Below are 18,682 nucleotides of genomic sequence, written 5' to 3' on the forward strand. Positions count from 1 at the left end.
ACCGTCATTCAGCCACAGCCGACCCCGCTTAGGCTGCTTCTGTGGCACTTTCAGGCCCTCCAGGCGCCACAGGCGCTCCACCCGCTTGTGGTTGACCCGGAAGCCTTCCTGCCCCAGCAAGGCGGTGATGCGGCGATATCCGTACCGCCCGTAGTCGCTCGCCAGCTCCACCATCCGCCTCACCAGTCGGGGTTCGTCGCTGGGCACGCAGCGCTCCCACCGCTGCGTACACCGCGCTTGACCCAACACCCGACACGCACGTCGCTCTGACACTCGCGCCCGACCCAGGGCGTCACGCACATGCTCCACCGCCGCCCGGCGTTTGGCCGGGCTCAGAAGTTTCCCGAGGCCGCTTCCTTCAAGATCGCGATATCCAGCGCTTGATCCGCCACCATGCGCTTCAGCCGTGCGTTCTCCGCCTCCAGCCCCTTCAACCGCTTCGCCTGGTCTAGCCGCAGGCCACCGTATTCGGCCCGCCAGCGATAAAACGTCTGTTCCGTCACCCCGATCTTCTTGCACGCTTGCCCAACGGTTCCCCCCTTGCTGATCTCCACCTCTGCTTCCCGCAACTTATGGATGATCTGCTCCGGCGTGTAACGCTTCTGACTCATCTCCCTTGCTCCTCCTTGACGGTCCAGCCCCCAAATACTAACATTTCACCTGGACTCGTTCTAGGGGGCAAGGTCAGGGCACCGCCCTCCTCGTTTGCACAATATCCGGTGGCGCCCCGACATGTCGGGGCGAGAATGCCGGCAGGCCCCTAAGCCCGACAGGGCCGGGGTGGCGGTCGCCAACGGCGACCTAGCCACGAGACGCCTGCCCTACTGATATTGGCAAGACAAGAGCGGCCCGCACCCCAATAAGGAATACGAGCCGCACCATATCGCCCAGGCGGATTGAGCGCCCGACGATTCAGATTATCGGTTTCCCGGCAGGGCCTGCTCACGCTCGTGGACCCCTTCCATCGCGTGAACGCTCGAAATCGTAGAGCCAGACCCCGGTCGGAGCTCAAGCGTCCAGATTATACCCCCCCGCGCGTTTGTCAAGAGCCTGAGGCGGCCCTCGCGGTTGCCTTGAACCGGCCCGATAGTATATACTCGGGGCATCCCACGGGAGGTCGCTTGATGAATCATCGGCGCGAAGTGCGGGAGGTGGAGCAGCCCAACCTGCTGGAGGACATCTTCCCCTACCACCAGGTACCGTTGATAACCTTCGACGGCGTCATCCGCGAGGAGATCGCCGGCCAGGTCGTCGAGTTCGATCCCCGCGCGGCGGTCAAGCGCGATATCTTCATCACCGACACCACCTTCCGCGACGGCCAGCAGGCGCGGCCGCCCTATTCGCCGGAGCAGATCCGCGACATCTACGACCTGCTCGCGCGCCTCAGCGGCCCCAACGGCGTCATCCGCCTGACCGAGTTCTTCCTCTACACCGCCAAGGACCGGCGCGCGGTCGAGCTGTGCCGCGAGCTGGGGCACCCCTACCCGCGCATCTCCGGCTGGATCCGCGCCGACGAGGGCGATTTTCAGTTGGTCAAGGACCTGGGCCTGACCGAGACCGGCATGTTGACCTCGGCCAGCGACTACCACATCTTCCACAAGCAAAAGATGACGCGGCGCGAGGCCTTCGACCAGTACCTGCGCGTGGTGGAGCAGGCGCTGGCGACGGGGGTGCGGCCGCGCTGCCACCTGGAGGACGTGACGCGCGCGGACCTCGAGGGCTTCGTGCTGCCGTTCGTGCAGAAGCTGGCGGAGCTGGGCGAGCAAGTGGGCGACGACCTCAAGCCCAAGGTGCGGCTGTGCGACACCCTCGGCTACGGGGTCACCTACCCCGGGGCGGCGCTGCCGCGCAGCATCCCCAAGCTCATCTACCTGGTGACGCACGAGGGCGGCATCCCGCCGGAGCGGCTGGAGTGGCACGGGCACAACGACTTCCACAAGGCGCACATCAACGCCGTCACCTGCTGGCTCTACGGCTGTGACGCTGTCAACACCACTCTCTTCAGCTTCGGCGAGCGCACGGGCAATCCACCGCTGGAGGGGGCGCTGGTCGAGTACGCGGGCCTCAAGGGCACGCTCAACGGCGCCGACCTGCGGGTGCTGACCGACCTCGCCCGCTACTTCGAGACCGAGGTCGGGGCGCTGATTCCGCCGGGCCAGCCCTTCGTCGGCGCCAACTTCAACCGCACCATGGCCGGCATCCACGCCCACGGCCTGCGCCGCGACGAGCGCATCTACAATATCTTCGACACCTGCGCCCTGCTGGGGCGGCCGCCGCGGGTCGCCATCACCGACAAGAGCGGGGTGGATGGCGTCACCCGCTGGGTATGCGACTTCCTGGGGCTGGAGGGCGATCACCAGGTGCGCCGGCGCGACGTGCTCAAGATCGCGCGCTGGGTCGCCGACCAGTACGAGGTGCACGAGCGCCTCACCGGCATCTCCGACCAGGAGCTGGCGGAGCAGGTGCGCCTGCACCTGCCGGAGCTCTACCGCAGCTGCATGGAGCGGCGGCCCGGCGGCGACGACTCCCGGGCGGACTAGCCGGGGGCGTCCCCGGCGTCATCGCGGCGCCCCGACGAGTCGGGGGCGAAGGCGCTCATGGCTCGGGGAGCGGTCCGGGGCGGCCGCGAGGCGAGCCCGGCTCGAAGTGAATGCGGGCTGGGATGACCCCGATGTGGACGCGTAACGCGAAAAGGCTGGCCGCCGTTTCGGTCGCGTTTTACGTGGTCGCCCTGCTCAACGACGCCTACGCCGCATACCTGCTGTGGTGGGCAACCGTCAGCTTGCTGGTGGGCGCCTACATCTCCGCGCGGCGCTCGCTGCGCGGCCTGTCGCTGACGCGGCGCCTGGCAGGAAACCGCATCTTCCAGCACCAGCCGCTGGCGATGACCCTGACCCTGCATCACCCGCCGGGTTCGGCGCCGACCGTCCTCATCAAGGACCCGGTGCGCTGCCTCACGCGCGATGAGACCGAGGAGTCGCAGTACCTCATTCAGGCCGAGCCCGACGCCGGGGCGGATGAACTCCGCCACGAGCTTGCCTTCCCCCTGCGCGGCCACTACCGGCTGGGGCCGCTGACCATGCAGGGAGCGGATGCGGTCGGGATCTTCGTGCGCTCGCAGGCGCTGGGCCCGCCCGCCGAGCTGATCGTGTACCCGCGGCCCCTGCCGCTCCCGCACCTGACCATGCGGGGGCTGTCAGCATACCGCCTGCGCGAGCTGCGAACGGCGCCCGCGGCCGGCGCCGCCCAGGAGTTCTACGGCATTCGCCCCTATCAGCACGGCGACGACTTGCGGCGCATCCACTGGAGGTCCACCGCCCGCACCGGCCGGCTTGCGGTCCGCGAGTACGAGCAGCGCCTGTCCGCGGCGGCCACCATCGTGCTCGACCTGCACCGCGACGCGCACCGGGGCGCGGGCGCTCACTCCACCCTGGAGTATGCGGTGACCATCGCCGCCTCCCTGGCCCAGCACGTGATTGACGCCGGCAACGCCCTGAGCCTGATCACCACCGGCGCCGACGGTTTCCTCCTGCCCATGGATCGCGGCGAGCATCAGCTCCACCAGGCGCTCGAGCATCTCGCCGTCGCCCGCGCCGACGGCGACGCCGGTTTCGCCTCGGCGCTCGCCAGCCGCCTGGCCCAGCTCCCCGCCGCCTCCACGGTGCTGCTCGTCACGCCGTCGGCCGATCCCCATGCGGCGCATCCCATGCTCATGCTCCGCAGCGCCGGCACCCACGTCACCGCGGTTCTCATCGCCCCCCACAGCTTCGCCGCCGCGCCCGATCCCCGCCTCGAGGCAGCGTACGGCGAGCTGCTGGCGGCCGCCTTCGGCGCGGCTAACGCAGTCTGCCCCGTGCGCCGGGGGGAGGACCTCGCTTCCGCCCTGGGAGCCGCCCGCTTATGGCTGTAACGCAAGTCCCCGAGCAACCATGGTGGGCCCGCCAGGCCCTGCCCTACGGCGCCGCGGCGCTGGTGACGATCGCGGCCATCATCTCGGCGTGGCCGATCTACCTGATGCCGGCATTCCCATACCTGGCGCTGGGGCTGGTGCTGCTGGGGACGCCGGCGAGCATGTATCTGCGGTCCACGGGCGCCGACCGGCGGTTGCTGAACCTGGGCATGGTCGGCGTCGCCCTGCTTTTCTTCTTCGCCATAGCGCTGCGCCTGCCGCTGCCGCAAGCGGGGGGAGACCTGTGGAGCGTCTTTGTGACCTTCGACGATCGGGACGCCATCGCCCTCGTGATCCAGGCATTCCTGACGGTCGCGATGTTGCGCTCCTTCACCCTGCTCACCGACCGCGACCTCGTCCTATCCGTCATCCCCGCGCTCAGCACCATCCTGCTGTCGGCGATCGCGGTGCGCAACGCGTCGGTCATCGTCGGGCTGCTGCTGTTCTTCCTGGGCGCGCTCTATCTGCTTGCCTTCAACCACGGCGAGCGGTGGGCGGTGGGGGTGCGGGCGCGGCGCCGGCTGCGCTCGCGGCGTCGCCTCCTGGTGCTGGCCAATGCCGTCGCCGCAACGTGGCTCAAGCTGGTGCCGATCACCTTGGCGGTCAGCGTCGCTTTCGGGTGGATCAACCTTCCCCGCTTGCTGATGAAGCGCTACGGGTCGCAGGCAGACCTGCTGATCGCACTCAAGGTCTATCAGCTTGTCGCCCCCGGCTGGGTCGTGCCCGACAACTCGATCAACTTGGGCAGCGGGCGGTCGCTGCGCAAGACCGTGCTCTTCCGCGTGGACTCGCCGGCAGACGCGCTGTGGCGCGCGAGCACGCTCGACACCTACACCGGCAGCGGGTGGAGCAACTCGCCGCCGCGGGTGGCGGCAGGCGATGCGCGCTCCCGGCGCGCACCCCGTACGCGACCACGCTCGCAATCCCTCGACTCGCGAGACGGCGAATGGAGGGTGGGGTCCCACGATCCGGGGCTGCTCGCGGGGGTGCCGAGTTCGGAGCTGAAGCAGGTCTTTCACCTGGCGGCGCCCATGCAGGGCGTGCTCGTCGCCGCCTATGAGGCGCAGTCCCTGCGCGGGCGCCTGTGGCACGCCAAAGTGAGCGACTCCTCGGTCCTCGGCCAGTCCGCGCCGATGCGGCCGGGCGCGTCCTACGGTGTCATCTCTCGACGCAAGGCGCCGCCCGGCGTCGCCGTCTATCGTCCGCGCGCGACGCTTCCGGCGACCGAGCGGGAGCGCCTTCTGTCGCTGCCGCGCCTGCCGCAGCGCACGCGCCGCCTGGCCCGGCGCATCACCGCCGGCGAGCGCTCCGACCTCCACCGCGCGCTTGCTCTCAACGCCTATCTTCAGCGCGAGTTCGTGTATCGCGATCGCGTCACCCCGCCGCCCGCGGGCGTGGATCACGTGGATTACTTCCTGCATCACATGGACGGCGCCTACTGCGACTACTTCGCCAGCGCGCTGGCGGTGCTGGCGCGCCTCAACGGCCTCCCCGCGCGCGTGGTCACCGGCTTCCGCAGCGACGAAGTGGAGACGGAGACCGGGTGGTGGGTGGTGCGCGAGAAGCACGCCCACAGTTGGGTTGAGGTCTTCCTTGACGGCTACGGCTGGCTGGAGCTGGACCCCAGCCCGCCGGTGGAGGCTGCTCCCCCAGTGCTGGAGCGGGCGACAAAGACCTTCGGCCGCGCGGTTGATGCCATCAGGCGCGCGGCCGGGGCACCGTTTCGCGCCCTGGCGGCGATACCGGGGTGGCGGTGGAAAGCGCCCGCGGGGCTGGCAGCGTTGGCGCTGCTGCTGCTAGGCGTTCGCCGCGCGCGCCGCGAGCGGCCGCCTTCCCTGCCGCGCGCCGGCGATACCGAGCAGCTCCAGCGATACGCGCATTGCTGCTACGAGCGCATGTGCCGGTGGCTGCGAACCTGGGGCCTGCCCAAGGCGCCGGACGCCACCGCCAGCGAATACGCGCGCTGGCTGGGGCGCACCCTGGGCCCGCAGGCGGCGCCCATGCGCGACATTGTGAGCGCCTACCTCGCCGCCGAATACGGCGGGCGCCGGCTCGAACCCGCCGAGGCGGGCGATCTCGCCCAGCGGATGGTGACGGTACTGGGGCGGCGCAAGTTCCTGCTGCGGCGCACCCGCCGTCCTGCGCCCAGGGACGGTCCCCTTCCGGGCGGGTACAGTCCACGTAGGGACAGTCCCCGCCCGCCCCAGTCCACGTAGGGACAGTCCCCGCCCGCCCTACTCGTGCAGCTCCTTGAGCTCGCCCGTCTCCATGTACCAGATGCGCTCGCCGACGTTGGTGATGTGGTCGGCGATGCGCTCCAGGTAGGTGCCGATCATAATCAGGCGCACCGCCTGGAAGGCGACCTGGGGGTCGCGCTCCAGGTACTCCACGATCTCGGTGTGCAGCAGCCGGTAGAGGCGATCCACCTCGTGGTCGCGCTCGATGGTCGCCACCGCCGCTTCGATGTCGCGCGCGACGAACGCCGCCAGCACCTGCCGCAGCATCTCCTGGGCGATGTCGGCCATCTGCGGCAGGTCAATCAGCGGCTTGAACAGCGGCCGCGCCGACAGCTCCACCGCCTGGTGGGCGAGATCTACGCTGTAGTCGCCGATGCGCTCGAGGTCGCTGATGATCTTGAGCACGGCGGCCAGGGTGCGCAGGTCGCGCGCCATCGGCTGCTGCGTCGCCAGGAGCTGCACCCCGCGGCGCTCGATGTCGAGGTTGAGGGCGTCCACCTGGTTCTCGTAATCGAAGACCTCGCGCTCCAGCGCGGGCGCGCGCTCGACCAAGATGCGCATGGCGACGCCCAGCGCCTGGCCCGCCAGCGAACCCATGCGCACCACCTCCTGCTGGAGCTCCTGAAGCTGCTCATCGAAGCCTTTGCGCAAGTGCTCCATCGGCTCTCCTTTCGGCGCCCGCGCCAGGGACGGTCCCCGAATAGGGACGGTCCCCGAATGGGGACTGTCCCCTTACGAATGGGCACGGTCCCCTTCCGGGCGGGTACAGTCAGTCCCCGCCCTACCCGAAGCGGCCCGTCACGTAGTCCTCGGTGCGCTTGTCCGCGGGGCGCGTGAAGACCTTCTCGCTGACATCGAACTCGATCAGCTCGCCGCTCAAGAAGAAGCCGGTGCGGTCGGATACGCGCGCCGCCTGCTGCATATTGTGGGTGACGATGACGATGGTGTAGTCCTGCTTGAGCTCGACCATCAGCTCCTCGATGCGCAGCGTCGAGATGGGATCCAGTGCCGAGCACGGCTCGTCCATGAGCACGACCTCGGGGTCCACCGCCAGCAGGCGGGCGATGCACAGGCGCTGCTGCTGTCCGCCGGAGAGCGAGAACGCGGACTGGCGCAGCTGGTCCTTGACCTCGTCCCACAGCGCCGCCCGGCGCAGGCTGCGCTCCACCAGCGCCTCCAGGCCGGCGCCGCGGGCGAGGCGGTGAATGCGCGGCCCGAAGGCGATGTTATCGAAGACCGACATGGGAAAGGGGTTGGGCCGCTGAAAGACCATGCCCACCCGCTTGCGCAGCGCCACCACGTCCACTTCCGGGCGGTAGATGTCTTCGCCGTCGAGCAGCACGCGCCCGCGCGTGCGGGCGCCCTCGATGATGTCGTTCATGCGGTTGATGGCGCGCAGGAAGGTGGACTTGCCGCAGCCGGAGGGCCCGATGAAGGCGGTGATTTCGCGCTCGCGGATCACCAGGTCGAGCCCGCGCAGGGCGTGGAAATGACCGTAGTAGAAGTGTAGCCCCTGCACCTCAACCTTGGCGGCGCCGGCGGCGGGCGTCGCGGGGGACATGTCTCGTCTGATGGTGTCGGACATTGTACCTCAGCGAATGGCGCGCAGGCGCCCGCGGGTGGCATAGCGCGCGGCCGCGCTCAGAATCAGGATGATGAGCACCAGCACCAGCGCCCCCGCCCACGCCTGGGCGTGCCAGTCGTCATAGGGGGCGATCGCATAGTAGTAGATCTGCACCGGCAGGCTGGCGATGGGTTGGTCGAGGCGCGCGCTCCAGAAGCGATTGCCGAACGCGGTGAACAGCAGCGGCGCGGTCTCGCCGGCGATGCGGGCGACCGCCAGCAGCACGCCGGTGATGACGCCGCCCCGCGCCGCCACCAGCACGACCTTGAAGACGGTGCGCCAGTGAGTAGCGCCCAGGGACAACGCCGCCTCGCGCTGGGACACCGGCACCAGGCGCACCAGCTCCTCGGTGGTGCGGATGACGGTGGGGATCATCATGATACCCAGCGCTAGCCCCCCCGCCAGCGCGGAGAAGCCTTGCATGGGGACGACGACGATCACCCACACCAGGATGCCGACGACGATCGAGGGCACGCCGGCGAGAACGTCGGCGGCGAAGCGCACCCCCGCGCCGAAGCGGTGGTTGCCGAACTCGGCGAGGTAGATGCCGCCCAGGATGCCGACGGGCAGCCCCACCGCGCTCGCCAGCCCGATGAGGATGAGGGTGCCGACGATGGCGTTGGCCATGCCTCCGCCGGGCTCTCCCACGGGCCGGGCCAGATGAGTGAAAAAGGCCAGGTTGAGGGCCGGCAGCCCCTGGATGACGATGTAGTAGAGCACCATCCCCAGCGGCACCAGGGCGGCGATGGTCGCCAACGCCGCGAATGCCCACATCAGGCCGTTAGCGGCCGCCCGCCGGGCCTCGCGGGCGCGGCTGCGGGATAGCGACTGGCGGCGGCTCATTCGCGCACTCCGCGCGCCATCCCTTGCGCCGTGCTCCACAGCAGCAGGCGCGCGAGCGCGTTGATGATGATGGTGATGGCGAACAGGATGAGGGCCAGCTCCAGCAGCGCCGCGGTGTGGAGCGTTTGCGTCGCCTCCAGGAATTCGTTGGCGAGCGCGCTGGCAAGGGTGTAGCCGGGGCTGAAGAGCGAGGCGGAGATCTCCGGTCGGTTGCCGATGACCATGGTCACGGCCATGGTTTCGCCGGCGGCGCGACCGAAGCCGAGGATGATCGCACCCAAGATGCCGGCGCGGGCGTAGCGCCACACCGGGCCGCGGATCGCCTCCCAGCGCGTGGAGCCCAGCGCGTAGGCGGCCTCGCGCTGGGAGACCGGCACCGCCTGCAGCACCTCGCGCGAGACGGCGGTGATAATGGGGGTGATCATGATCGCCAGAATCAAGCCGCCAGCCAACATGCCGATGCCATAAGGCGGCCCCTGGAACAACGGCAGAAACCCCAGGTGTTGCCCCAACCAGGCCTGGGCGGGGCGCAGCAGCGGCACCAGCACGAAGATGCCCCACAGTCCGTACACCACGCTCGGCACCGCCGCCAGCAATTCGACCAGGAAGGACACCGGGCCGCGCAGCCAACGGGGCACCAGCTCGGCCAGGAACAATGCCGCCCCCAGGCTCACCGGCACCGCCAGCAGCAGCGCCAGAAAAGATGACACGAGCGTCCCGTAGATGAATGGCAGCGCGCCGAAGACGCGATGCACCGGATCCCAGGTCGAGGTAGTGAGGAACCGCCAGCCGAACTGACGCATCGCGGGCAGCGAGGCGGTCGTCAACTCGTAGGCCAGCACCCCGATGAGCGCCAGCACGCTGCTCGCAACCAGCAGCGTCCCCCAGCGGAAGGCGCGATCCCCCGCGTTAGCGCCGAACAGCCCGCGGCGCCGCACGGAGGTCTGGGGCGCGGAGGGGGCGGCCATCTCTCATTTCTCCGCGAGCAGCGGCTTGCCCCGGAAGGTCAAAGTGCGCAGGGCAGCCCGGGTGAGCTCGACCGCGGCGGCCGGCAGGGGCGCGTAGAGCAGCGGTTCGGCGAAGGCCTGGCCGTCGTCAAGCGCCCAGTCCAGGAACTTCGCCAGCGCCTCGCCCTTGGCCCGGTCGCGCTGGTCGCGATAGACCAGCAGGTAGGTGAAGCCGGCGATGGGGTAGGCGTTGGGGGCGGGCGAATTGACGATGCTCACACGCAGGTCCTGCTTCATGGCCGCGGCGGCGCCGGCCGCGGCGGCGGCGGTGGCCTCGATGGTGGGCGCGACGAAGCTGCCGGCGGCGTTGCGCACGCGGGCGTAGGGCAGTCGGTTGTGTTCCGCGTATGCCAGCTCGACGTAGCCGATGCTGGCGGGGGTCTGCTTGACCACGCCGGCGACGCCCTCATTGCCCTTGCCGCCGATGCCGACCGGCCAGTTGACCGACTTGCCGGCGCCGACGCGGCCGGCCCAAGGCCGGCTGACGGCGGCCAGGTAGTGGGTGAAGATGGAGGTGGTGCCGCTGCCGTCGGAGCGATAGACGACCGCAATCGGCGCGTCGGGGAAGCGCACGCCGGGATTGAGCTCGGCGATGCGCGAGTCGTTCCAGCGCCTGATTTCGCCGAGGTAGATGTCGGCGATGGTCTCGCCGCTCAGGCGCAACTCCGTCACCTTGGGCAGATTGTGCGCGATGACCACCGCCCCCGCGACGGTGGGGATGTGCACCACCGGGCCGGGCATGGCGGCGGCCTCCTGGTCCGACAGCGGGGTGTCGCTGCCGCCGAAGTCCACGGTGCCGGCCTTGAGCTGCTGAATGCCGCCGCCGCTGCCGATGGATTGGTAGTTGATGCGCACCCCGGCCGCGAACTCATACTCATCGAACCACTTCGAATACAGCGGGTAGGGGAACGTCGCCCCCGCCCCGGTCAGGGTGACCTGACCGCTCCCGCCGGGGCCGCGTGACGGCCCCTTGGCGCAGCCCGCCGCCAGCAGCACGGCCGCACCTGCAAGCGCCCCTACCCGTAACCATCCTGGCTTCACCGGACATCCTCTCGCTGCAGGTTGGGTCCTGCCCGTCCGCCCCAACCGCGGCACGCGCTCCCCGCTGCTAGCTCGAGGGCGCGCCCTCCCAGAACCACGGCACCCACATCGCGTCCACCGACCACGCCAGCTCGCGCGCGAATACCCGGTAGCCGAGCGACTCCGCCAGGCGGCGCGAGGCCTCGTTGGTGTCCTCGCAGTGATAGAGCGCGAGCCGGCCGTGGTCGAGGATGAACTCGGTGGCGCGCGAAACCACGCTCGCCCCCAGCCCGCGGCGGCGATGGCGCTCGGCGGTGGCGACCGCAACCTCCCAAGCGACGTCGCTCTCGGTCTTGATGCTCGAGCGCGAGATCAGCTCGCGTCCCCGAAACACGCCGAAAACTTCGCCCCGGTGGCGCTCGCGCAGGGCGCGTCCCTCCGGGTGATCCGGCGGCACCGGCAGCACCTTCGCGGCTGCGCGCGGCGCGAACATCTCCCGCGTGCAGTAGAGCCACAGCGCGCGCCGAAACCACTCCCGCGGACCCGACTCGACGATGACTCGCTCCAGCGTCGCTTTCGTGCCCTCGGTCAGCAGGTCCGCCAGCGTCGCCGCCTGCAGCAATTCCTCGACCGACCGCGCCAGCTCGGGCGCGCTCGACACCACGGCCGCCCGGTCGAAGACCATAAGCCACAGCGGGATCACGTAGCGCCATACCCGCAGCCGCCGCTCGCGCGCGACCACGAAATGCACCCCCGGTTCCGTCAGCGCCTCGGGGGCGCACTGCAGTCGCTGTGTCACGTAGGTCGTCAGCGGCGGCGGCCAGACCGCAGGACTTTCCATTGCCACGCCCCGGATGTCCTCCGCGGTTTCTGTTCGCCGTGGGGGATGGCCGCCCCTGCGACGGGCCCCCGCAGGAAACGATGCGCCCGCCGCCGAAAACCACAGCCGATGGCGCCGGCGGACCTGTCAGCGGGTCCGCCGCAGCGTCTACTTGTCCGCCTGCGGCGGAGAGGAGCGGTTGTGTCAGAGGACTTCGCAGCGGATTTGCTGGTCATCGGTGCCGGCGCGGGGGGCTGCGCGGCGGCGCTCGCCGCCGCCGACGCGGGCCTCAAGGTCATCGTCATCAGCGGCGCCGCGGACTTCTTCGACTCCGGCACCGCCCAGGCCCAGGGCGGCATCATCGGCCACGGCCTCGACGATTCTCCCGAGCTGCTGGCGCGCGACATCCTCGCCACCGGCGACGGCCTGTGCGAGCCAGCGGCGGTGGCGGTGCTCGCGCGGGAGGGGCCGCCGCTGGTGGAGGAGCTGTTGGTGCAGCGCCTGGGCGTCGAGTTCTCGCGCAACGAACGCGGCGACCTCGACCTGACCCAGGAGGCCGCGCATTCCACCCGCCGCATCTTGCACGCCGACGACGCCACCGGCCGCGCCATCGCCGGGCCGCTGATCGCCGCGGTGCGCGCGCACCCGGGGGTGAGCCTGCTCGCCGCGCGCACCGCGGTGGACCTCATCACCATCCCCCACCATTCCCTGGAGCCCCTTGATCGCTACGGCCCCAATCGCTGCCTGGGCGCTTACGTGCTTGACGGGGCGCGCGGCGTCATCGGCCGCATCTTCGCCGCCGCCACCGTGCTTGCCACCGGCGGCTTCGGCCAGATCTACCTGCACACCACCAACCCCCGCGTCGTGCGCGGCGACGGCATCGCCATGGCCGCGCGCGCGGGGGCGCAGGTGCTCAACCTCGAATACGTCCAGTTCCACCCCACCGCCCTCTACCACCGCGACGCCGAGGGCTTCCTCATCTCCGAGTCCCTGCGCGGCGAGGGGGCGGTGCTGCGCACCCGGCGCGGCGAGCTGTTCATGCGCCAGTACCACCCGCTGGCCGACCTCGCCCCGCGCGACGTCGTCGCGCGCGCCATCCACCAGGAGATGCTGAAGCGCGGCGACGCCTATGTCCTGCTCGACCTGAGCGACGTGCACGTGGACCCGCGCGAGCGCTTCCCGACCATCTACGAGACCTGCGCGCGCTTCGGCGTTGACATCACCCGCCAGGCGATCCCGGTGGTGCCGGCCGCCCATTACGGGTGCGGGGGGGTGAAGGTTGACCTGTCGGGGCGCACCGACATCGAGCGCCTCTACGCGGTGGGGGAAGTGAGCTGCACCGGCCTGCACGGCGCCAACCGCCTGGCCAGCACCAGCCTGCTGGAGGCGCTGGTGTGGGGGCGGCGCGCGGGGCAAGACGTCGCCCGCCGCGAGCTCGCCGCCGATCAGCCGCCCTACGACCACGTCGCCGGGTGGCATGACGTCGGCCTCACCGACGAGCTCGACCCGGCGCTGGTCATCCAGGACTGGTCCTCCATCAAGACCACGATGTGGAACTACGCCGGCATCGTGCGCTCGCGCCGGCGCCTCGATCGCGCGCAGGCCGACCTCAGCTACCTCGCCCACCGCATCGAGCAATTCTACCGCGAGACCAAGCTCTCCGACGCCATCGTCGGCCTGCGCAACGCCATCCAGGTCGCGCTCATGGTGACCGAGGCCGCCCGCCGCAACCCCGAAAGCCGCGGCTGCCATTACCGGCTGGACTGAGGCAAGTGGTTGGCCGTCGCCACTACCCCGCGTTGGCGTCGGTTTCCCAGAGGCCGACGGGGTTGTGATCGGGGTCGAGGCCGACGGCGAAGTAGCCCATCCCCGGCACCGCGGTCTTGGGCACTACCATCATTCCCCCCAGCTTCTGAAGCTTGTCGGCGAAATCGGCGACGGAGGCCACCATCACGTAGTTGATGATGGTCTGCTCGGGCACGCGCTTCTTCATGATCGCGCCGTTGATGCCCGCGCCGTCGGTCATGGTCGTAACCATCGCGAAATCATCCATGCCGGGCGCGGCCTCCATCTTCCACCCGAACAGGTCGGTGTAGAACCGCATGAGCCGCTCCATGTCGTCCGCCGGAATCTCGAAGTGCACTACCGGGTTGGGCATAATCGTCCTCCTGCGCGAGTGATTGACCATCGGGCGCGGGATAGTTTCGGCACGCGGGGGTCTTTCCTTTGGCGGCGATGGTGCCGCGGGCACACAAGCCGCGCCCGGCACGGGGAATCCCGTGGGGGTGTCCTCGGTAGGGGCAAGGCATGCCTTGCCCCTACCCCTGCTGCGGCGCGTCCGGCTTGGGCTTGCGCGAGCCGCCGCGGCGCGAGCGCCGCCGGCGGGGGCGCGGGGGCGCCTGCTGGTCCGAGGCCGTCGGGCGCGGCGGCGCGGCGGGGTCGCCACCGGCTACGGGCGCCACCTCGCCGCCGCCGATTTCGCCCTCGGCCGGCGGCGCCGGGGGCGCGCACGGGCGCTCCGCTCCACACGCGCACTGGTGAGCCGCGACCTCGACGCGAGTGCCGTCTTCGAGGGCGACGCTGAGCGTGCCCTTGATGATGTTGACCTCCGTCACCTTGCCCGCGCCCTGCGGCAGCGTGATCCGGGAGCCCACGCGCGGGAGCTCGGCCTTGGCGCGGCGGTAGCCCTCGTACTCGTAGCTCAGGCAACACATGAGGCGGCCGCACACGCCCGAGATCTTCAAGGGGTTGAGGGCGAGGTTCTGCTCTTTGGCCATCTTGATGGCGACCGGCTGCAGGCGCGAGAGGAAGGTCGCGCAGCACAGCGGGCGCCCGCAGGGGCCGAAGCCGCCGATGAGCTTGGCCTCGTCGCGCACCCCGACCTGATGGAGCTCCACCCGCGCGCGCAACTCCCGGGCGAGATCGCGCACCAGGCAGCGAAAATCCACCCGCCCCTCGGCGCTGAAGTAGAAGATGGCGCGGCTGCGGTCGAAGGTGTAGTGCGCCTCGATCAACTTCATCGGCAGGCCGTGCTGCTGGATGCGCTCGGCGCAGGTGTCGAAGGCGCGCCGCTCGCGCTCGCGATTCTCCTGCTCGCGGCGCAGGTCATCGGCGGTGGCCTTGCGCGTGACGGGGCGCAGAGGCTGGTCGGGATGGTCGGCCTCGAGCTCGCGCGGCTCGGTCATGACCTGACCGATTTCGATGCCGTGCGGGGTGGGGGCGATCACCGCGTCGCCCTCCTTCAGCTCCAGCTCCCCGGGATCGTAGTAGTGCACCTGCCCGGCGGAGCGAAACGTCACACCGACTGCGGTTGGCATGAATCTATCCTCAGCGCATTATGAATCATCACAGCCGAGGGCGGCTGTGCCACGTGCTGCTCCATGCCTACTGTGTTCGACGCGGACATCGCTTGGCCTCCGTGCCGATCCTGCGACCTATGAGACTTCGCCGCGCGATAGCATTTCCCCCACATGGCGCACGATCTCGCCGACCAGGGAGGGCAGGCGCCGCGGGCTCAGGCCCAGGGTCAGCAGTTGGATGCGGTCGTGGCTGACCACCGGGCTCGCCCGGCGAAACTCGGGATCGCGCACGGCGGAGAACTGGGCCTGGAGCTTGCGCATCTGGGCTGGCTGCAGGCGGCGGTCGTCGGCAAAGCGGATGCGGAGCTGGAGCCGCTCGCTGGTGACGCTGGCGACGCCGGCCGCCAGGCAGTCGAGCTTGAGCTGGATCAGCTCGAACAGGTTCTCCGTTGGCTCCGGCAGCGGCGCGCCGAAGCGGTCGAGCAGCTCCGCCCGCAGCTCCGCCATCTGTGCCGGGCGCCGCACGGCGGCCATGCGGCGGTAGAAATCTATGCGCTGGTTGAGGCTCGGCACATACTGCTCCGGCAGGTAAGCGTCCACCGGCAGGTCGAGGGAAACCTGGCGTTCGGGGGCGGCGGTTTCGCCCTTGACCTCCTGCACCGCCTGCGCCAGCATCTGCGTGTAGAGCTCGAACCCCACCGTCACCATGAACCCGTGCTGCTCCGGCCCCAGCAGGTTGCCGGCGCCGCGGATCTCGAGGTCGCGCAAGGCGATGCGGAAGCCCGAGCCCAGGTGCGAGAACTCCTTGATGGCGGCGATGCGCTTGTGCGCGCGGTCGGTGAGGCGCTTGTGCGGGGTCCACGTGAGATAGGCGTAGGCCTGGCGGTCGGAGCGCCCGACGCGCCCCCGCAGTTGATAGAGCTGCGCCAGGCCGAGCAGGTCCGCCCGGTCCACCACCATGGTGTTGACGTTGGGGAGGTCGAGCCCGCTCTCGATGATGGTGGTGCACACCAGGACGTCGTAGTCGCCGGCGTAGAAGTCGAACATGACCTTTTCCAGCTCGCCCTCGCGCAGCTGGCCGTGGCCGATGGCGATGCGGGCGTGGGGGACGAGCTGGCGCACGTGCTCGGCGACGTGGGCGATGGACTCCACCCGGTTGTGCACGAAATAGATCTGCCCCCCGCGGTCGAGCTCGCGCAGCAGGGCTTCGCGGACGACCTCGTCGTCCTTTTGCAGGGCGCGAGTGCGGATGGGCAGGCGCCCCTCCGGCGGCTGGTTGATGACGCTCATGTCGCGCAGGCCGGACAGCGCCATGTGCAGGGTGCGCGGGATGGGCGTCGCCGTCAGCGTCAGCACGTCCACCGTCGTGCGCAGTTGCTTGAGGCGCTCCTTGTGGCGCACGCCGAAGCGGTGTTCCTCGTCCACCACCACCAGGCCCAGGGCCTTGAACTTGACGTCGCGCGACAGCAGGCGGTGGGTGCCGATGACGATATCCACCGTGCCGTCGGCCAGGCCCTGCGCGACCTGCGCCTGCTCCGCCCGCGAGCGAAAACGGCTCAGCATCTCCACCCGCAGCGGGTAGGGCTTGAGGCGCTCGCTGAAGGTCGCGAAGTGCTGCTGCGCCAGCACCGTCGTCGGCACCAGCACCGCCGCCTGCCGCGCCTCCATCACCGCCTTGAAGCAGGCGCGGATGGCAACCTCGGTCTTGCCGTAGCCGACGTCGCCGCACACCAGCCGGTCCATCGGCGGCGGCTGCTCCATGTCCGCTTTGACGTCGGCGATCGCCTGCAGCTGATCCGCGGTCTCCTCGTAGGGGAAGCCCGCCTCCATCTCCTGCTGCCACGGCGTGTCGGGGCTGAAGGCGTGCCCCGGGTGCGATTGGCGCGCCGCGTGCAGCGCCACCAGCTCCTGCGCCAGCTCTCGCGCCGACTTCGCCGCCCGCCGCCGTGCGCGCTCCCACTCGCTGCCCCCCAGGCGGTGCACCGGCGGCGCCGCGTCCTCGTCGCCAATGTACTTCTGCACCCGGTCGAGCTGGTCAATCGGCACGTACAGGCGGTCCTCCGCCGCATAGCGCACCGCCATGTACTCGCGCTCGGCAGCGTCCACCTGCCGTCGCACCAGCCCCTCAAAGACGCCGACGCCGTGGTTGATGTGCACCACGTAGTCCCCCGGCGCCAGCTCGGTGACGGAGCTGAGGGGCGCGCCCTCGGTGTGGCGCCGCCGCAGCGACCAGCGGATCTTCTGCCAGCCGAAGACCTCCTGGTCGGTCAGGCATACCAGCCGGGCCTCAGGCAAGGTGAAGCCCGCGGACAGCTTGCGCGAGGTGATGAGGATCTGCCCGCGTCCGGCGCCGCCATCGTCGGCGCGCACGACGCCGCGCACCCCGGCCTCCTCCAGCAGCTCGACCAGCCGCGCCCCCTGCATGGTCGAGATGATGACGAGCTGCTTCTCTTCCTGCCAACCCCGCAGCGCCCGCGCCAGGTCGTCCCCCCGCTCTCCGAAGCGCGGTGGCGGCGGCACCTCCGCGGCGACCGTGCTCTCGGGCGGCCCCGGGGCGAAGCCTTCAGTTCCCGGCTCCAGCACCTGAAAGCTCAGGGTCGCCCGCTCCTGCAGCCGCCGCCGCCCTTCCTCCAGTGGCAGGTAGAGCGCGTCGGACAGCGGCAGCAGCGATCCCTCCTGCACGCGCATGCGGTAGGCGTCCGCGATCTCCTGCTCGAAGCGCTGGTAGTGCTCGGCGATGAGGGCCGGCTCGTCGAGGATGACGGCGCCGCCCACGGCAAGGTAATCGAGGGCGGTATAGGTGCCGTCGTGCATAAACGGCAGGTAATACTCGATGCCCTGGAAGTAGACGCCCTGGGACATGCGCTCGAGGTCGTGCTCGAGCTTGCGGCGCAGGCGGCGCGCCGCCTCGGGTCTGCCCTGCTGATCGAGGATGGCGGCCTGCTCCGCCAGCGCCGCGCGCATGACGCGCTCGCGGTCGGCGAAGCCAGCGAGCACGGCTCCCGGATCATGCGCGCCGGGAAGCACCAGCTCCTGCGCGGGCATGAGATCGAACTCCAGCAGCGCCGCGCCCGAGCGCTGGGTCTCGATATCGAGCGCGGCCAGGCGCTCGACCTCGTCGCCGAAGAGCTCCAGGCGCAGGGGCTGCAGGGCGGTGGAGGGATAGATGTCAATGATGTCGCCGCGGATGCTGAACTGGCCGGGATGCTCGACCATCTCCTCGCGGACATAGCCCAGGCTCACCAGGTGGGCGGCGAGGCGGCCCAGGTCGAGCGGCTGCCCCTTGCGCAGAGAGAGGTGCGCGCGCGCCAGCACCCCGGGGGGCACCGTCTGGTGGAGGACGGCGGCGGCGGTGGCGACGACGGTCACCGCCTCCCCGCGCAGCAGGCGGCGCAGGGAGTTGAGGCGGTCGCGGATGATGTCGAAGTCGGGGGAGAAGTCCTCGTAGAGCAGGATCTCCAGCGACGGCAGGAAGGAGACCCGTTCGGCAGGCCCCTGAGCCCGCTGGGCCGGGGTGGCGGTCGCGGCGCGACCTAGCCGCTCAGGGCAGGCGTGTTGATCCGGCGCCGAGTCGGTGAAGGAAACGATGTCGTCGTACAGTTGCTCCGCCTGCTCGTTGCTGTGGGTCACGATGAGCAGCGGCTGCCCGAGGCGGGCCGCCAGGCCGGCGATGACGCAGCTCTTGGCGGCGCCGGTCAGGCCCTCTACGGCGCCATGAAAACCGTCGCGGCGAAGGTTGTGAAGAAGCTCCTCGAATCTTTGCCACTGCCCGAGCGCGGGCAGCACCGCTTGCATGGGTCCAGTATATCACCGCGCCGCGGGCAAGTCGAGGCAACCGTAGGATTGGGTATGTTCGCGGAGCGTGGGGACTGGGAAAAAACTC

General features: G+C 70.0%; 13 protein-coding genes and 1 pseudogene. 4 read left to right on the plus strand and 10 right to left on the minus strand.

Annotation, left to right across the window (positions count from 1 at the left end; genetic code table 11):
* Positions 1 to 611 (minus strand): annotated as a pseudogene (locus VM221_13010) (transposase).
* 513 nt (positions 612 to 1,124) lie between these two features.
* On the opposite strand from VM221_13010, the gene VM221_13015 reads away from it, so the two are divergent.
* The 3 genes from VM221_13015 (at position 1,125) to VM221_13025 (ending at position 6,165) form a co-directional block, all read left to right on the plus strand.
* The gene (locus VM221_13015) at positions 1,125 to 2,540 is read left to right on the plus strand and encodes a 2-isopropylmalate synthase (protein HUT75741.1); all 1,416 of its coding nucleotides are present in this window, start codon (positions 1,125 to 1,127) and stop codon (positions 2,538 to 2,540) included.
* 131 nt (positions 2,541 to 2,671) lie between these two features.
* Positions 2,672 to 3,910 (plus strand): DUF58 domain-containing protein, encoded by a 1,239-nt coding sequence (locus tag VM221_13020; GenBank protein HUT75742.1) that lies wholly within the window; start codon positions 2,672 to 2,674, stop codon positions 3,908 to 3,910.
* Complete coding sequence (locus VM221_13025) at positions 3,901 to 6,165, plus strand: transglutaminase domain-containing protein (protein ID HUT75743.1); 2,265 nt, start codon at positions 3,901 to 3,903, stop codon at positions 6,163 to 6,165. Before VM221_13020 ends, VM221_13025 begins: the two co-directional genes overlap by 10 nt.
* A gap of 18 nt (positions 6,166 to 6,183) precedes the next feature.
* On the opposite strand, the gene phoU is transcribed toward VM221_13025, so the two are convergent.
* The 6 genes from phoU to VM221_13055 all read right to left on the minus strand — a co-directional run bounded on the left by phoU (position 6,184) and on the right by VM221_13055 (position 11,521).
* Entirely contained in the window at positions 6,184 to 6,846 is a 663-nt protein-coding gene (gene phoU, locus VM221_13030; protein HUT75744.1) for a phosphate signaling complex protein PhoU, read from the minus strand.
* A 121-nt stretch (positions 6,847 to 6,967) separates the two neighbouring features.
* Positions 6,968 to 7,771 (minus strand): phosphate ABC transporter ATP-binding protein PstB, encoded by an 804-nt coding sequence (gene pstB / locus VM221_13035; GenBank protein ID HUT75745.1) that lies wholly within the window; start codon positions 7,769 to 7,771, stop codon positions 6,968 to 6,970.
* A gap of 6 nt (positions 7,772 to 7,777) precedes the next feature.
* Positions 7,778 to 8,653, minus strand: a complete 876-nt coding sequence (pstA, locus tag VM221_13040) for a phosphate ABC transporter permease PstA (GenBank protein HUT75746.1) — start codon at positions 8,651 to 8,653, stop codon at positions 7,778 to 7,780.
* A complete protein-coding gene (gene pstC / locus VM221_13045; protein HUT75747.1) occupies positions 8,650 to 9,621 on the minus strand; it encodes a phosphate ABC transporter permease subunit PstC in 972 nt (323 codons plus the stop codon). The genes pstA and pstC overlap by 4 nt, the downstream gene beginning before the upstream one ends.
* Positions 9,622 to 9,624: 3 nt before the next feature.
* Positions 9,625 to 10,701 (minus strand): phosphate ABC transporter substrate-binding protein PstS, encoded by a 1,077-nt coding sequence (gene pstS / locus VM221_13050; protein ID HUT75748.1) that lies wholly within the window; start codon positions 10,699 to 10,701, stop codon positions 9,625 to 9,627.
* A 67-nt stretch (positions 10,702 to 10,768) separates the two neighbouring features.
* Entirely contained in the window at positions 10,769 to 11,521 is a 753-nt protein-coding gene (locus tag VM221_13055) for a GNAT family N-acetyltransferase (protein ID HUT75749.1), read from the minus strand.
* Between the two features lie 180 nt (positions 11,522 to 11,701).
* On the opposite strand from VM221_13055, the gene nadB reads away from it, so the two are divergent.
* Positions 11,702 to 13,267 carry an L-aspartate oxidase gene (gene nadB / locus VM221_13060; GenBank protein ID HUT75750.1) on the plus strand — a complete coding sequence of 522 codons (1,566 nt, stop codon included), beginning with the start codon at positions 11,702 to 11,704 and terminating at the stop codon, positions 13,265 to 13,267.
* A gap of 22 nt (positions 13,268 to 13,289) precedes the next feature.
* On the opposite strand, the gene VM221_13065 is transcribed toward nadB, so the two are convergent.
* The 3 genes from VM221_13065 to mfd all read right to left on the minus strand — a co-directional run bounded on the left by VM221_13065 (position 13,290) and on the right by mfd (position 18,594).
* Positions 13,290 to 13,658: a VOC family protein gene (locus VM221_13065; protein HUT75751.1), complete on the minus strand. Its 369-nt coding sequence runs from the start codon at positions 13,656 to 13,658 to the stop codon at positions 13,290 to 13,292.
* Between the two features lie 160 nt (positions 13,659 to 13,818).
* Positions 13,819 to 14,817 carry a stage 0 sporulation family protein gene (locus VM221_13070; GenBank protein ID HUT75752.1) on the minus strand — a complete coding sequence of 333 codons (999 nt, stop codon included), beginning with the start codon at positions 14,815 to 14,817 and terminating at the stop codon, positions 13,819 to 13,821.
* A 117-nt stretch (positions 14,818 to 14,934) separates the two neighbouring features.
* Positions 14,935 to 18,594 carry a transcription-repair coupling factor gene (gene mfd, locus VM221_13075; GenBank protein HUT75753.1) on the minus strand — a complete coding sequence of 1,220 codons (3,660 nt, stop codon included), beginning with the start codon at positions 18,592 to 18,594 and terminating at the stop codon, positions 14,935 to 14,937.
* Positions 18,595 to 18,682: the final 88 nt, after the last annotated feature.

It is taken from the genome of Armatimonadota bacterium (genome assembly GCA_035527535.1).
Lineage (GTDB): Bacteria > Armatimonadota > Hebobacteria.